Genomic DNA, 15,437 nt, shown 5'->3' on the forward strand with positions numbered 1-15,437 from the left:
GACCTATGTGCGGTTCACGATGAGCCGCGACGGGCGCATCCTCGCTGCGCGCATCGAGCGGCCGTCGGGGCATGCCGCGCTCGACCAGGAAGGACTCGACCTGCTGCAGCGGGCACAGCCACTGCCGCCGTTGCCCCAGGACCAGCCCGGCGAAAGCCTGGAGATCGTCGTCCCCGTACAGTTCTTCCTCAGGAGGTGAGCGGATGGAGCGGCTGGAAGAACTCTGCCGCGAGCGCGGACTGCGGCTCACCGAGCAGCGGCGCATCGTGCTGGAAGTCCTCGAGGCCGCGACCGATCATCCCTGCACCTTCGAGATTCATCGCCGCGCCTCCGTCGGACGCCGGATCGGCGTCGCCACGGTCTATCGCGCGCTGAACAGCCTCGCCTCGGCCGGGCTCGTCACCCGTCACGTGTTCCGTGACGGCAAGGCGCGCTACGAACGCACCGGTGGCGCGCCGCATCCGCACCTGATCGACACGGCGACCGGCGAGATCGTCGAGATCGAAGAAGATGGCAGCCTCGCGCGCCTGGTAGAGGAAGAAGCCGGTCGCATGGGTTTCCGGCTCGTCGAGTTCAGGCTGAAACTATTGGGCGAGAAGATCTGAACCGCCTCAGCGCCTCTGACCTCAGCGGATCGGACCGCTCACCCGCACCAGCATGACGGTCGTGATCAAGGCCACCATGGCGACGATGAAGGTGAGGGCGAGTACGCCCTCGGCGCCGTAGCTCGCCATCACCGCGGCCAGGATGGGCGGCGCGGAGGCCGAGACGATGCCTTGAGGCAGCGCCAGACGGCCGAGATAGGTGCCGAACTGGGCGCGTCCGAACAAAGCGAGCGGCAAGGTGGCGCGCAGGACCGCCTTCAGCCCGTTGGCGATGCCGTAGGCCATCACGCAGACCAGCGCGACGACGAAGTTGCCGCCGGCCAGCAGCGCCAGGCCCAGCCCGAACGGCAGTACGGCGCTGGAGAACAGTGTCGAGGCGGTGATCGTGTAGCGGTGACCGAACCCCAGCTCGAACACCCGCACCGCCACCTGCGCCGGGCCGATCAGCGAGGCCAGCAGCAGGGCCGTCGCGGGATCGTAGCCAAGGCCGCGCAGCACACCGATGGCATGCACGATGAAGCCGGTGAAGATGAAGGCGCCGCACGCAAGCGAGATCGATAGCAGAAGGAAGATCCGTCTGGTGTGCGCGGAGGGCGGCACGGGCGCCGTCGCAGTGGCTGCGGCCTGTGTGCCGACCAGCGGCCGGCCGGGCAGCACCCATAGATGGACCGGCGCGCAGATCGCGAGATGAATCGCGGCATAGATCAGCACCACGCCGCGCCAGCCGACGAGGAGTTCGAGCGCCTCCGAGACCGGCCAGAACACGGTCGAGGCAAAGCCACCGATGATGGCCAGGATGGCGATCGCCTGCCGCGCCCGGGCGCCTGCGATCTGGGCGATGGCGATGCTCGACGGCGTGTTCAGCGCCAGGGTCGAGGCGACGCCCATCGCAGCCCAGCACAGGAGATAGCTCACGAGCCCTTGCGAGAAGGAGAGCGCGGCGAGCGACAGGGCATAGACGATCGAGCCCAGGGTCATGACGGAGCGCGCGCCGGTCCTGTCGAGCAGGCGGCCCACACGCGGCGCGAACAGGGCGCCGACGCCGAACATCACGGTGATGCCGCCGTAGACGACCTCGCTTGGCAGGCCAAGGTCGTGCTGGATATGCCGGCCCAGCACCGAGGGCATCAGGAAGGTCGTGCCCCAGCCCACGATCTGGGTGAGGCCAAGCCCGGCCGTGGCCTTGGCCGCTGGCGTAACCTTCACGCCGCCCGGTTCTGTCGTTCGGGATAGAGAGAAAGAAGCCCTGCTTCGCTGGCGTCGCATACGCCGCGTTCGGTGATCAGGGCCGTGACCAGCCGCGCCGGCGTGACGTCGAAGGCCGGATTGGCGCCGGCGGTGCCCTCAGGGAGGATCTGCACCGTCGCGAGTTCTCCGGTTTCGGTGCCATCCTTCACCAGACGTCCCGTGACGTGCGACAGCTCGCGGGCGCTGCGCTCCTCGATCGGGATGTTGCGCACGCCATCGAGCAGCGTCCAGTCGATGGTCGTGTGGGGCAGGCCGACATAGAAGGGAATGCCGTTGTCGTGGGCGGCCAGTGCCTTCAGGTAGGTGCCGATCTTGTTGCAGACGTCGCCGCCGCGCGTCGTGCGGTCGGTGCCGGTGATGACGAAGTCGACCTCGCCATGCTGCATCAGGTGGCCGCCGGCATTGTCGGCGATCACCGTGTGCGGCACGCCATGCTTGCCCAGCTCCCATGCCGTCAGGCTGGCGCCTTGATTCCTGGGCCGCGTCTCGTCGACCCAGACATGGATGGGGATGCCGGCATTGTGCGCCCGGTAGATCGGCGCCAGCGCCGTGCCCCAGTCGACGGTGGCCAGCCAGCCGGCGTTGCAATGGGTGAGGGCGTTGATGCGTCCGCTCTTGTCGCGAGGTTTCAGATTGCGGATGAGGCCCAGCCCGTTCTCGCCGATGCGGCGGCCGATCTCGGCATCCTCGTCGCAGATCTCGGCAGCCCGCCGGTAGGCGGCCTCGCGGCGCTTCGCGGGCGGCAGCGGCGCCAGCAGCGCGCGCTGGTCGTCGAGCGCCCAGCGCAGATTCACCGCGGTCGGCCGCGACTCCAGCAGGACCGTGTAGGCGCGGGCCAGCATGGCTTCGGAAGGATCGCTCGCCATGGCGAGCGCCATGCCATAGGCGGCGGCGGCGCCGATGAGCGGTGCGCCGCGCACGATCATGGTGCGGATCGCCGCTTCCGCATCCTCCATCGTGCGCAGGTCGCGCACGACGAAGCGGTGGGGCAGCAGGGTCTGGTCGATCGCCTGGACGGTCGTGCCGTCGGGGCCAAGCCAGATGGTTCGGTAGGGGGTGCCGTCTACTTTCACGCCGCCAGTTTAGACGGCGCGCGCCACCGCGTCGATTATCGCCGCCGAATCGAGCCCATAGGTTCGATAGAGATCGGGAATGTCGCCGGACTGGCCGAACTTCTCGATGCCGAGCGGCACCACCCGCTGGCCGCGCACCGATCCCAGCCAGGACAGCGCCAGCGGATGGCCATCCATGACCGTCACGATGCGTGCATCGCGCGACAAGGGCGCGAGCAGGCGTTCGATCGGGCTCGGCGAGCGGTCGACCTGACCGGTCGTGCGGCCGCGGTTCCGCTGCGCGGCGAGCCAGTCGGTATGGAGCCGGTCGGGCGAGGTCAGCACCAGCAGGCCAGCGCCTGCGAAGTCGCGGACGACGCTCTCGTGGGCGGCGACTGCCTCGGGCGTCACCGCGCCCATGGCGACGATGGCTACGTCCGTGCCCTCTTCAGGCAGCGCGTACCAGTAGCCGCCGGACACGATGTCGTTCTGCTGATCCTGCGTCAGCGTGCGCTCGGGCTGCGCCAGGCTGCGCGTCGACAGGCGCAGATAGACCGAGCCGCCGTCGGGCTGCTGCATGTAGTCGAAGCCGTGGCGCATCAGCACCGCCAGTTCGTCGACATAGGCCGGCTCGTAGGAGACGAGACCAGGCTGGCCGATGCCGATCAGCGGCGTGTGGATGCTCTGATGCGCACCGCCTTCCGGTGCAAGCGTCACGCCCGAGGGCGTTGCCACCAGCATGAAGCGCGAATCCTGGTAGCAGGCATAGTTCAGCGCATCGAGACCGCGTGCGATGAACGGATCGTAGAGCGTGCCGATCGGCAGCAGGCGCGCGCCGAACAGCTGGTGGCTGAGGCCGAGCGCGGCGAGCTGGATGAACAGGTTGTTCTCGGCGATCCCCAGCTCGACATGCTGGCCCTTGGGCGTCTGGCGCCACAGCTGGGCCGACACGACCTTGAGCTCGCGGAACACGTCCTCGGCTTCGGTGTGGCCGAACAGGCCGCGCCGGTTCACCCAGGCGCCGAGATTGGTCGAGACCGTGACGTCGGGCGAGGTCGTGACGATGTGGCGGGCCAGCTCGCCGTCTTCCGAGGCGATGGCGTTCAGGATCTTGCCGAACCCTTCCTGCGTGCTCGACTTCCTGTCATTGGGCTTGGTGAGCTGCGCCGGAATGGCGACGACCGGCGCGTCGGTGCGGCGGCGGCCTTCGGCGTTGAAGGGGGCGGCGTCGAGGAAGGCCTGCAGATCGGTCGGCGATGCGGTGAGGCCCGCGAACTTGTCCCACTCGTGGCCGTCGGCGATGCCCATGCCCTTCTTGAAGCCCGCCATCTGGTCGAGCGTCATCAGGCCGGAGTGATTGTCCTTGTGGCCAGCGAAGGGCAGGCCCTGGCCCTTGATCGTGTAGGCGATGAAGCAGGTCGGCCTGTCGTCGTTCACGCCTTCGAAGGCGTCGATCACGGCCTGCATGTCGTTGCCGGCCAGGTTGGTCATCAGCCTGTGCAGCGCTGCGTCGTCATGCTGTTCGAGGATGCGGCGCACGCCGGGATACTGGTTGAGGTCGCGCGTCAGCGCCTCGCGCCAACCGGCGCCGCCCTTGAACACCAGCGCCGAGTAGAGCGAGTTGGGGCAGGCATCGATCCAGTCGCGCAGATGCGCGCCATCGGGCTGCGCAAAGGCGGTCTCCAGCAGCTTGCCGTACTTCAGGGTGACGACGCGCCAGCCGACCAGTTCGAACATCTCGGCGACCCGGCCGAACAGCCGGTCGTTCACGACGCCGTCGAGGCTCTGGCGATTGTAGTCGATCACCCACCACAGGTTCCGCACGTCGTGCTTCCAGCCTTCGAGCAGCGCCTCGAAGATGTTGCCCTCGTCGAGCTCGGCGTCGCCGACCAGCGCAATCATGCGGCCGGTGGGCCGCTTGCCGTCGCCCAGGTTCTTGAGCCGCACATAGTCCTGCACGATCGACGAGAACAGCGTCATGGCGACGCCGAGGCCCACCGAGCCGGTCGAGAAGTCGACGTCGTCGGTGTCCTTGGTGCGCGACGGATAGGATTGCGCGCCGCCCAGGGCGCGGAAGCGTTCGAGCTTGTCGCGGGTCTGATGGCCGAACAGATACTGGATGGCGTGGAACACCGGCGACGCGTGCGGCTTCACCGCGACGCGATCTTCCGGCCGCAGCACCGAGAAATAGAGCGCCGAGAGCACCGTCGCCAGCGAGGCGCAGGAGGCCTGATGGCCGCCGACCTTGAGCCCGTCGCGGTTGGGACGGATGTGATTGGCGTGATGGATCGTCCAGGCGCTGAGCCACAGCACCTTGCGTTCCAGTTCACGGAGGAGGCGGAGACGCTGGATGGGGGCGAGGGTGGTCATGGATATCGACATACGCCTGCTCCGCTGGAAGGTCCTTGCGTTCAGGTCGCTGGACGGGCTGTATAGGGCAGGATTTCCCTGGATTGTGGCGATTTAAGCAATGATCTCCCTGGACGCGATCGACCGGCGCATTCTCGAACGGCTGCAGCATGACGGCCGGCTCAGCAACGCCGACCTCGCCGAGCAGGTCGGGCTGTCCTCCTCGCCGTGCTGGCGGCGGGTCAAGGCCCTGGAGGAGGCGGGTGTCATCAAGGGCTATGCCGCCCAGGTCGATGCCAAGTCGGTCGGCCTGTCGGTCAATGTCTTCGTCAGCGTGTCGCTCACGACGCAGAACGAGAAGGCCCTGAAGGATTTCGAACGTGCCGCGGCGGAGCGTCCCGAGGTCATGGAATGCTACCTGATGACCGGCGACAGCGACTACCTGCTGAGGGTCGTGGTGCCCGACCTCGAAGCCTATGAGCGCTTCGTGATGGACTTCACCAAGATCCAGGGCATTGCCCAGATCCGCAGCTCCTTCGCGCTGCGCCCCGTGAAACAGGGCGCGGCGTTGCCGTTAGCCCCTCATGTTCCTCTCCACCGTTAGGGGTAGAGGAGTCTGAAAGAGGGTTACTGCTACTCCAGCTCGATCACCCCACTCATCATCGGCTTGCAGCGGCCGCCGATATAGGTCGCGACGACCGTGCCGTCCTTCTTCTCGGCGCAGGCCTGCAGCACACTGGGCCGGCCCATGTCGAAGCCCTGGGCGATCGTCTTCACCAGGGTGATGTCGGCCTCGGGTCGGTGATGCGCCAGCACGCCGATCAGGGCCACGTTGGCGGCCCCGGTGGCGGGATCCTCGGGGATGCCGTGCTCGGGGGCGAACATGCGGGTGTGGACATCGATCTCGCCGTCCTTGGCCTGCACGTAGAGATGGATGCCGACGATCCGGTTGCGCGGCAGGTCGCGGGCGAAGATCTCGGCGCGCGGCGCGGCCCGGCGCAGGGCCTCGCGCGACTTCAGTTCGACGAACAGCAACGGTGCGCCGCAGGAGGCGACACGCGGCGGGTGGATGTCGAGCTTCAGATCGTCGGTCGTCAGCGAGCAGGCCTCCGCCACCAGGGCAGGATCGATCTCCTCGCCGAAGCTGAGCGGCACCGGCGCGGCGAGGCGGGTGGCCACGACCGCGCCGGCCTCGCGCACGATGTCCATGGCCACCAGGCCCGCTTTCTCCTCGAAGACCAGCCGGTCTCCCGTCACGGGCCGGCCGTAAGTGGTGCCGGCGCGGGCCAGGACGAAGGCGGTCCCGACATTGGGATGGCCGGCGAACGGCATCTCGGCCCTGGGGGTGAAGATGCGGACCTCGGCCGTGTGGGCCGGGTCCTTCGGCGGCAGCACGAACGTCGTCTCGGCCAGGTTGAACTCGGCCGCGATGGCCTGCATCCGCTCGCCCGACAGGCCCTGTGCATCGGTGATGACGGCCAGCGGGTTGCCCCCGAACTGGCGGTCGGTGAAGACGTCGACGGTGACGAAATTGAGTTTCATGATTCCAAATCTGGCATGGCGCGCTAATCTCGACGCATGACCAAAGCTCAGGCCGCTCCCAAAATCTCCTACGATCATGGCGTCTCGGACAAGAAGCTGATCGGCGAGACGATCGGCGTCTTCTTCGACCGCACCGTCGAGACCCATCGCGACCGCGAGGCGCTGGTGGTCCGCCACCAGAACGTGCGCTGGAGCTGGGGGGAGCTTGGCCGCCGGGTCGACGATCTCGCGGCCGGTCTCCTGACGCTGGGGCTGGAGCGCGGCGACCGGGTCGGCATCTGGTCGCCGAACACCTCGGAATGGACCCTCGCACAGTTCGCGACCGCCAAGGCGGGCCTCGTGCTGGTGAACGTCAATCCGGCCTACCGGCGTGCCGAGCTCGAATACGCGATGAACAAGGTCGAGTGCAAAGCGCTGATCCTTGCGCCGGCGCTCAAGACCTCGAACTATCTCGAGATCGTCGACGACCTCGTGAAGGCGAACAAGCTGCCGCACCTGAAGCACGTCATCCGGCTCGGGCCTGAGAAGACGCCGGGCATGTTGAATTTCGACGATGTGGCGACCGCGGGCGGCAACGCGGAGAAGACGCGCATCGCCGAGCTGGCGCCGAAGCTGCAGTTCGACGACGCGATCAACATCCAGTTCACCTCGGGCACCACGGGCTTTCCCAAGGGCGCGACGCTCAGCCACCACAATATCCTGAACAACGGCTACTTCGTCGGCGAGGGGTTGAAGCTCACGCCGGACGACCGGCTCTGCATTCCCGTGCCGCTCTATCACTGCTTCGGCATGGTCATGGGCAATCTCGGTTGCCTGACGCACGGCTCGACGATGATCTATCCGTCCGAGGCCTTCGATCCGTTGGCAACCCTGCAGGCCGTGGCCGAGGAGCGCTGCACGGCGCTCTATGGCGTGCCCACGATGTTCATCGCCCAGCTCGACCATCCCGACTTCGCGAAGTTCGATCTCAAGAGCTTGCGCACCGGCATCATGGCCGGCTCGCCCTGTCCTATCGAGGTGATGAAGAAGGTGCAGAGCCACATGCACATGGGCGAGGTCACCATCGCCTACGGCATGACCGAGACCTCGCCGGTGTCGACCCAGTGCGCCACCGACGATCCGGTCGAGCGCCGCGTCTCGACGGTGGGCCAGGTGCTGCCGCACATCGAGATCAAGATCGTCGACACCGAGGGCAGGGCGGTGCCGCGCGGCGAGACCGGCGAGTTCTGCACGCGCGGCTACTCGGTGATGAAGGGCTACTGGAACGACGAGGCCAAGACCAAGGAGGCCGTCGACGAGGCCGGCTGGATGCGCACCGGCGACCTCGCGACGATGGATGAGGAGGGCTACGTCAACATCGTCGGCCGCCTCAAGGACATGATCATCCGCGGCGGCGAGAACGTCTATCCGCGCGAGATCGAGGAGTTCCTCTACCGGCACCCGAAGGTGCAGGACGTGCAGGTGATCGGCGTGCCCGATCCGCGCTACGGCGAGGCGGTGTGCGCCTGGATCAAGCTGCATGCCGGTCAGACCGCGACCGACGAGGAGATCCGCACCTTCTGCCAGGGCCAGATCGCCCACTACAAGATCCCGCGCTACATCGAGTTCGTGCCGGAATTCCCGATGACCATCACCGGCAAGATCCAGAAGTTCGTGATGCGCGAACAGACGATCGAGAAGCTCGGGCTCACGGCGCAGAAGACGGCTTGAGACGTTGCGAGTTCACCAACTGTGAGTCGATTGCGGGCATTATTGTGACCCTTTGAGGGGAGGCGCAACGCGTCCGGCGGCCCGTCGTTGTCGGCGGGTCCGACATCAACCGGGGCGTGTTGCTCGTGAAGTCCGTCGCTGTCGCATCCACCGATCCGTTTGCCCGCTCGCACGACAGATACCGCTCCCTTCGCAAGGCGCCGCTCGTTCGCGTCGCGCAGCCGGCGAGCCGGTTTGCCGCGTTCGATCATCTCCGTGTCTTCGTGATCGCGCTCGTGGTCCTGCAGCACGTTGCGCTGGGCTACATGGCCGGCGGTCAGGCTGTCTCTGGCGGTTCCTACACCAACGGCAGCGCCCCGGTCGTGGACATGGCGCAATGGTCCGGTTTCAACGTCATCGTCACCTGGACCAATGGCTTCTTCATGCCGCTGATGTTCCTGCTGTCGGGCCTGTTCGTGCGGCCCTCGCTGGCGCGCAAGGGGCTGCGGCAGTATCTGCTCGATCGTGCCGTGCGTCTGGGCGTGCCGTTGCTGGTGGGCGTCGTGACGATCGTGCCGCTCTCCTACTACGCCGCCCACCTGTTGAGCGGTGGTGGCGAGAGCTTCGTGACCTTCTGGAAACACATGGTGACGGTCGGGCCTTGGCCGAGCGGGCCGCTGTGGTTCGTGGGCGCCCTGCTGGTGTTCGACGCCGTGCTGGCCATGCTGCTGGCCCAGAACAGGGTGTGGCAGTTCGCGCGCCGCTTCGGCCAGACCCTGGACCGGGTCCCCGACGGCGCCTGGCTGATGCTGTTCATCGTGGTCTGCGCGGTGGCCTACCTGCCGTTCCATCTCGCCTTCGGCAAGTCGCACTGGCTGACGGCCGGTCCCTTCGGCATCCAATCGAGCCGCATCGGCCTCTACTTCCTGTCGTTTGTCGCGGGCGCGCTGATCGGTCCGGAGCGGCTGGCGCGCGCTTTCGAACGGCAGTGGGTGAGGTGGCCGCTGTTGGCCGTGATCGCGACGGCCGCGTTCTTCGCGCTCGACGGGCGCCAGGTTCCCGCCTGGGTCGATGGCGTGATGCTGGTGCTGTTCTCGACGATCACGGCGTTTGCCCTGCTGGCGCTCGCCGTCCGGTTCTCTCGCATGTCGGGCGCCACTGGAAGCAGCCTCAGCGCCAATGCCTACGGGATTTATCTCGTTCATTGGCCGATCGTGCTGTGGCTGCAGTTGGGCCTTCTCTGGATCCCGCTTTCGCCGCTGACCAAGGGAGCGCTCGCCCTGACGCTGGGCTTCACGTTGAGCTGGGCCGCCTCGAGCCTGCTTCGCCGGCTGCCGGGTGTGGCGAGAGCCGTCTAGCCGGCCCTCCGTAAGCGGTACCATGGTACCTGTTTCTGGGTGCGACTCCGGCTTCGATTGTTTCGTTTATTTCGGTGGTTTCGTTTACTGGTCAGGGCGGCGCCGGTTTCACGGGCAATCCGGCAACTTTTCTGTTGCGAAGGATTCGCAATTGCGGTAGGGAGGTCTCGTCTTCGAAGGAAGATCGTAAGCGTCTCACGTGAGGCAACGCAGTCAATCGTCGCGCGCCTGTCCTTTGGCCGCGACCCTGCGTGAGACAACCATCTTGTTTTCATATCTTGGATTGCGCCGTCTGCCGGCGCGTTATGCTGCGATCGTCCTTCCCCTCGTCCTGTCGCTCATCATGACCTTCGTCGTTTCGGGCATTTCCACCGCGCGCAGTGCCGGGCTGTCGCCCGGCTTCGTCGCGACCTGGATGAGCGCCTGGGGCCTGTCCTGGCTGGTCGCGTTTCCCGTCCTTCTGGCCGTCATGCCGGTCGTCCGGCGGATCGTCGGCCTGATCGTGGAAACACGGCCAGGCTGACGATCGGCCGCCTCAGGGCCGGTGCGCCTCCAGGAACATCCGGATGTGGCGCACCGCAAGAGGGACCCGCTCGGGCGTGTCCTTCCACGGATAGAGCGTGACCTGCGCGTTGGGCGACAGCATCGCCACTTCCATCGCGACCTTGTAAGGGTGCGGCGGGCTGTCGTCGGGCGCGACCAGGATCGGCGTCCTGCAGGCCTTCACGAACTCGCGCGGTACGGTGAACACGAAGTCGGATTTCTTCGTGTACATGTTCGTGAGGAACTGGCTCACCTGATCCATCGTGTAGTCGGGCCGCTTGGCCACGAAGTCCGGGCCCCAACCCTTCATGTTGTTGTCGTAGAACTGGTTCGGCAGTTCGGGACGGAAGCCCGAGGGCTGCGTCAGCACGGCGGCGATCACGCGATCGCCGACCCGCTTGATCAGGTTCCAGATCAGCGGCTGGCCGATGCAGTAGCCCAGCACCATGAACCGCTCGGCGCCGAGATGGTCCATTAGGCCGACATGGTCGTCGGTGAAGGAATCCCAGGTGCGCTCGATGTCGAGCGGACCGGTCGACTGGCCGCCATTGGCGTTGCGCAGGTCGGCGCAGATGCAGCGGAAGCGGTCGCTGAACTCCTTCATCGCGCTGAACGGATGTGTCCTGTCGAGGCCGGCGATCGTCGAGTTGAGGCCGCCGCCCGGAATGATCAGCAGCGGCAGGCCCGAGCCGGCCTCTTCGTAGTGAATGCGGACGTCGCCTTTTTCGTAGAACGGCATGGTGATTTCTCCCTGCCGCCAGCGTGCCATGCGCGGCGGCAGGGCGCAAAGCGGGCCGCGCTCAGCCCAGCAGCCGCTTCACCACGTCGAGCTGGATGTGAGCGGCGTCGACCATCTCGGCGATCGGCACGCTCTCGTTGGCGGCATGGCCTTGGGCACCCGAGCCGGGGCCGAAGTTGATGATCTCGATGCCGTCGTCGGCATAGTAGCGGCCGTCGCTCACGCCGGTGGCGTTGAGGAACTTCACCTTGCGGCGGCTGTGAGCCTTCACCGCGGCCTCGAAGGCGCCGACCGCCGCGCCGTTCTCCGGCGCGAAGAAGCCGTTGGTGCCGGTCAGGAATTCGACGGCATACATGGACTTCGGCTCGCCGACGCCGTCGACCACCTTCTTCAGCTCCTTGAACGCGTCCTTCACCTTCTCGTTGGGCAGCAGGCGGCGGTCGATCTCGACGGTGCAGGCCGACGGCACGACGTTGGTGTTGTGGCCGCCATGGAACATGCCGATGTTCACCGTCGACTTCATCGCGCCCGAGACGCGATCGGCCAGCGCCTTGTCGTAGTAGGAGCTGAGCGCGCCCACGAGCCGCATCATGCGCAGGATGGCGTTGTCGCCGGCGGCCGGGTTGCCGGCATGGGCGGCGCGGCCCTTGGTGGTGAGGCGCGCCCACATCACGCCGCGCTCGGCCACGATCAGGTTGTTCTCGGTCTGCGCGCCCAGGATCAGCGCATCCGGCCGCACCTTGCCGCTCTTGCGCAGGTACTCCATGCCCTCGGGTCCGAGATTCTCCTCGTCGGCCACGAAGGTGAAGATGAGTTCGCCCGAGGCCGGACCGCCACGGCGCGCGATCTCTTCGGCGATCCAGATCTGCACGGCCATGCTGCCCTTGCAGTTGCCGGCGCCCAGCCCGTAGACGAGGCCGCCCTTGACCAGCGCCTTGTAGGGATCGCTCTTCCAGTTGGCGCGCTCACCGACGCCGACCGTGTCGACATGGGCGTTGAAGGCGATGACGGGCCCGCCATTTTTTCCCTTGGCGCTCTTGCCCTTCATCCGCGCCACGACATTGTCGACGCCCTTCTTGCTGGTCGCGATCTCGACCTTGTAGCCCGCCTTCTTCAGGCGCTTGGCCGTATAGGCGCAGATCTCGACCGAGGTGCCGGGCGGGTAGGGGCTCGGCAGCGCGATCAGGTCGGACAGGATCGCTACGAGTTCGGACTGCATCTTCTTCGACATGGCGCGATGACTTTCTTCAACAACGTGCGTGTGGCGACAATGGTGCGTTAGCGATTCGCTAATTCGACCAGCACCTCGACCAGGACGCGGGCGCCGGCGGCGAGGTCCTGCGGGGTGGCGTTCTCGATTTCGTTGTGGCTGATGCCGCGCTCGCAGGGAACGAAGATCATGCCGGCGGGGCAGAGATGGGCGATGTGCATGGCGTCGTGGCCGGCGCCCGAGGGCATGTCCATGTTGGAAAGCTTCAGCGCGTTGGTCTTGGCGCGCACGAGGTCGACCACCATCGGATCGAAGTTGGTCGGCGGCACGGCGGTCACGCGCTCGATGCCGGCGGTGCAGGGCGCGGCCTTTGCCGCCAAGATCTCCTTCAGCTTCTTCTCGTGCGCCTCCAGCACGGCATCGTCGGGGTGACGCATGTCGATGGTGAAGGTGGTCTGGCCCGGCACGGTGTTGGGCGAGCCCGGCGCCACATCGACCCGGCCGATGGTGAAGCGCAGCATGTCGTCCTTGTCGGTCGTGGCCTCGTACATCGCCTGCGCGATGCGAAGGGCCGCCGCAAAGGCGTCCTTGCGGGCGGCGCGTGGCGTGGTGCCGGCATGTGCTTCCTCGCCATGCGTGGTGACGATGTAGCGGCGGCTGCCCTGGATGGCGGTCACGACGCCGATCGTCTTGCGTTCGTTCTCCAGGCGCGGGCCCTGCTCGATATGGGCTTCCACATACCCGTCGAGCGGGAAACCAGGCTTGCCGTCGCGCATCGGGGCGGGCGCGGCCTTCAACGTCTCGGCGAGGGCATCCTCGAGTACGACGCCTTTCCAGTCCTTCGCCTGGAGCATCTCGTCGAGGTCGTTATGGCCGGCGAACACCGCCGAGCCCATGGCGCCGGGCTGGAAGCGTGAACCCTCCTCGTTGGTCCAGGCGACGGCGACGACGGGACGGCGTGTCTTGAGGCCGGCATCCTCCAGCGCTTCCAGCGCCTCGAAGGCCGCCAGCACGCCGTACATGCCATCGAATCGGCCACCGGTCGGCTGGCTGTCCATGTGCGAGCCGCTCATCACCGGCCGGGCCGAGGGGTCGGTCCCCTCGCGGCGCACGAAGAGATTGCCGATGGCGTCGGTCGAAACCGCGAAGCCGCGCGCCTTGGCCCAGGAGCCCAGCAGGTTCCGGGCCGCGGCGTCCTCGGCCGACAGCGCCTGCCGGTTCACGCCGCCCTTGGGCGTCCCGCCCAGCGTCGCCATTTCGGCGTGCCGTTGCCACAGACGGTCTTCCCGGATCGCGTCGGCTGCGCCCATTTGGCCTCCCCAAGCTTGTCGCGCGAGCTATAGCCGCGCCATAGTCGGGCTTCAATCTGGCGTATCCGGGGGCCTCATGCACGACCATCTCGACCGCAACCTGATCGGCTACGGCCCCAATCCCCCGGATGCCCAGTGGCCGGGCGACGCCCGCATCGCGGTGAGCTTCGTGCTGAATTACGAGGAGGGCGGGGAGAATACGATCCTCAACGGCGATCCGGCTTCCGAGGTCTTCCTCACCGAGACGCCGGGCGGTACGCCGATCGCCGGCGGCCGCGACCTCTCGACCGAATCGATGTACGAATACGGCAGCCGCGCCGGTTTCTGGCGCATCCTGCGGCTCTTCCAGGAGCGCAACATGCGCTTCACCTCCTGGGCGATCGGCCGCGCGCTGGAGCTCAATCCCGCCGCCGGCAAGGCGATGGCCGAGGCGGGCCACGAGGTGGCGAGCCATGGCTGGCGCTGGATCAACTACAAGGACTTCACGCTCGAGCAGGAGCTCGACCATATGCGCAAGGCCGTGAAGGTGATCGAGCAGACGGCCGGCCGCGCGCCGGTCGGCTGGTACACCGGCCGCTTCGGCATGCACACGCTCGAAGCGGTCATCAAGCATGGCGGCTTTCTCTATTCGAGCGATTCCTATTCGGATGACCTGCCTTATTGGGTGAAGGTCGGAAGCGAGCCGCACCTGATCATTCCCTACACGCTCGAAGTGAACGACATGAAGTTCGGGGTGGCGCCGGGTTTCACCGCGGGCGACGGCTGGCTTCAGGCGATGAAGGACAGTTTCGACGTGCTCTATGCCGAGGGCGCGCGCACCCCGAAGATGATGTCGATTGGCCTGCACTGCCGCCTCGCCGGGCGGCCGAGCCGGGCCGCGACCCTGGCGCGCTTTCTGGATTATGTGGCGTCGAAGCCCAAGGTCTGGGTCGCCACGCGCGAGGAGATCGCACGGCACTGGATCGAGACGCATCCGGCCGCGAAAGCCTGATTCGACCCTGCGCCGTTACAATTGAAACCCGAAAGGACTCGCGGTCCCGCTGCGCCGTGAAGCGCACTGGCCACGCCTTTCGGGGACGTCGAAGCCGCATAACCCCGGCCGGCCGCCATTTTATCGACATGGGAGCGGGCTAGTCCGCGCCCCTAGAACGGCGGCAACGTCATCCGGGCCTGCTGCCGGCCGGGGTTTACCCTGGGGATAAACTCGTGTGAACAATGTCGGGTCGTGAACGCTCTTCAGCCAACCCTCCTGCCGATCCTGCTCGCCGCGCTCTGCGTCGGGCCGGGATGCGCCAAGAATCCTCCTGCGGCGGCTGCCGTGCCGCAAGGCCCGACGGAGCATGAGATCTTCGTCCAGGCCCGCAAGGACGAGGTCGTTCAGGCGCTCGCGGTCTGCGAAAGCGGAAGCTGGGGCCCGCATGCGAGTCGCATCAGCGGCGGACGTGGTTCCTATCACGGCCGCTTCCAGTACACGGCGCGCACCTACATCACCCTGCAGCAGCGCCGTGACGGCACGGTGCTGACGACGCAGGAAGCGATCGAGGCGGCGCAGGATTACGAGAAGGCCGCCGCTCTCACCTCATGGGTGATATTCGACCAGGGCGAGACCTGGCACTGGCCCCTTTGCAACCGCAAGCTCGGCCTCGCCGCCAAGGTCAGCGAAATCCACGCCCTCTAATTCCAGGGCCGTCGTCTCGACCGAAGCCCCGAAGGGGCGTAGCGGAGAGACCTTCTCTCCACCAAAAGCCGGCTAATCGTCGAGAGAAGGTCTCTTGTGTCTTTGAGATTGGGT

Annotated in this window: 15 protein-coding genes; 8 read left to right on the plus strand and 7 right to left on the minus strand. The window is 66.6% G+C overall.

Annotation, left to right across the window (positions count from 1 at the left end; all coding sequences use genetic code 11):
• Nucleotides 1-199: energy transducer TonB family protein (locus tag ACT6UX_RS29695; RefSeq protein ID WP_444778755.1), on the plus strand; the 199-nt coding region annotated here is incomplete at its 5' end.
• A 4-nt stretch (nt 200-203) separates the two neighbouring features.
• Entirely contained in the window at nt 204-605 is a 402-nt protein-coding gene (locus tag ACT6UX_RS29700; RefSeq protein ID WP_444778756.1) for a Fur family transcriptional regulator, read from the plus strand.
• 21 nt (nt 606-626) lie between these two features.
• Here the strand turns inward: ACT6UX_RS29700 and ACT6UX_RS29705 are convergent, their stop codons facing one another.
• From ACT6UX_RS29705 to ACT6UX_RS29715, 3 genes are read right to left on the minus strand one after another with little or no spacing between them, the layout of a single operon-like run.
• Entirely contained in the window at nt 627-1,811 is a 1,185-nt protein-coding gene (locus tag ACT6UX_RS29705; RefSeq protein WP_444778757.1) for an MFS transporter, read from the minus strand.
• Nucleotides 1,808-2,926 (minus strand): S-methyl-5-thioribose-1-phosphate isomerase, encoded by a 1,119-nt coding sequence (gene mtnA, locus ACT6UX_RS29710; protein ID WP_444778758.1) that lies wholly within the window; start codon nt 2,924-2,926, stop codon nt 1,808-1,810. The genes ACT6UX_RS29705 and mtnA overlap by 4 nt, the downstream gene beginning before the upstream one ends.
• Nucleotides 2,927-2,935: 9 nt before the next feature.
• Complete coding sequence (locus ACT6UX_RS29715) at nt 2,936-5,275, minus strand: transketolase (protein WP_444778759.1); 2,340 nt, start codon at nt 5,273-5,275, stop codon at nt 2,936-2,938.
• A gap of 100 nt (nt 5,276-5,375) precedes the next feature.
• Here ACT6UX_RS29715 and ACT6UX_RS29720 point away from each other — a divergent pair, with 100 nt between their 5' ends.
• Nucleotides 5,376-5,858, plus strand: a complete 483-nt coding sequence (locus ACT6UX_RS29720) for an Lrp/AsnC family transcriptional regulator (protein ID WP_444778760.1) — start codon at nt 5,376-5,378, stop codon at nt 5,856-5,858.
• Nucleotides 5,859-5,887: 29 nt separating this feature from the next.
• Here the strand turns inward: ACT6UX_RS29720 and ACT6UX_RS29725 are convergent, their stop codons facing one another.
• On the minus strand, nt 5,888-6,796 hold the full coding sequence (locus ACT6UX_RS29725; RefSeq protein ID WP_444778761.1) for a PhzF family phenazine biosynthesis protein: 909 nt from the start codon (nt 6,794-6,796) through the stop codon (nt 5,888-5,890).
• A 36-nt stretch (nt 6,797-6,832) separates the two neighbouring features.
• Here ACT6UX_RS29725 and ACT6UX_RS29730 point away from each other — a divergent pair, with 36 nt between their 5' ends.
• The 3 genes from ACT6UX_RS29730 to ACT6UX_RS29740 all read left to right on the plus strand — a co-directional run bounded on the left by ACT6UX_RS29730 (nt 6,833) and on the right by ACT6UX_RS29740 (nt 10,366).
• On the plus strand, nt 6,833-8,506 hold the full coding sequence (locus tag ACT6UX_RS29730; protein ID WP_444778762.1) for an AMP-binding protein: 1,674 nt from the start codon (nt 6,833-6,835) through the stop codon (nt 8,504-8,506).
• Between the two features lie 125 nt (nt 8,507-8,631).
• On the plus strand, nt 8,632-9,843 hold the full coding sequence (locus tag ACT6UX_RS29735) for an acyltransferase family protein (protein WP_444778763.1): 1,212 nt from the start codon (nt 8,632-8,634) through the stop codon (nt 9,841-9,843).
• A gap of 265 nt (nt 9,844-10,108) precedes the next feature.
• On the plus strand, nt 10,109-10,366 hold the full coding sequence (locus ACT6UX_RS29740; RefSeq protein ID WP_422034310.1) for a DUF2798 domain-containing protein: 258 nt from the start codon (nt 10,109-10,111) through the stop codon (nt 10,364-10,366).
• A gap of 12 nt (nt 10,367-10,378) precedes the next feature.
• Here the strand turns inward: ACT6UX_RS29740 and ACT6UX_RS29745 are convergent, their stop codons facing one another.
• The 3 genes from ACT6UX_RS29745 to ACT6UX_RS29755 form a co-directional block, all read right to left on the minus strand.
• Nucleotides 10,379-11,125: an alpha/beta fold hydrolase gene (locus tag ACT6UX_RS29745; protein WP_444778764.1), complete on the minus strand. Its 747-nt coding sequence runs from the start codon at nt 11,123-11,125 to the stop codon at nt 10,379-10,381.
• 61 nt (nt 11,126-11,186) lie between these two features.
• Entirely contained in the window at nt 11,187-12,356 is a 1,170-nt protein-coding gene (locus tag ACT6UX_RS29750; protein WP_444778765.1) for a M20 family metallopeptidase, read from the minus strand.
• Between the two features lie 47 nt (nt 12,357-12,403).
• Nucleotides 12,404-13,645 (minus strand): Zn-dependent hydrolase, encoded by a 1,242-nt coding sequence (locus ACT6UX_RS29755; protein ID WP_444778766.1) that lies wholly within the window; start codon nt 13,643-13,645, stop codon nt 12,404-12,406.
• Nucleotides 13,646-13,721: 76 nt separating this feature from the next.
• Here ACT6UX_RS29755 and puuE point away from each other — a divergent pair, with 76 nt between their 5' ends.
• Both puuE and ACT6UX_RS29765 read left to right on the plus strand, forming a co-directional pair.
• On the plus strand, nt 13,722-14,636 hold the full coding sequence (puuE, locus tag ACT6UX_RS29760; RefSeq protein WP_444778767.1) for an allantoinase PuuE: 915 nt from the start codon (nt 13,722-13,724) through the stop codon (nt 14,634-14,636).
• A gap of 234 nt (nt 14,637-14,870) precedes the next feature.
• Entirely contained in the window at nt 14,871-15,323 is a 453-nt protein-coding gene (locus ACT6UX_RS29765) for a hypothetical protein (RefSeq protein ID WP_444778768.1), read from the plus strand.
• Nucleotides 15,324-15,437: the final 114 nt, after the last annotated feature.

This window comes from Reyranella sp., from assembly GCF_052439685.1.
Taxonomy (GTDB): domain Bacteria; phylum Pseudomonadota; class Alphaproteobacteria; order Reyranellales; family Reyranellaceae; genus Reyranella.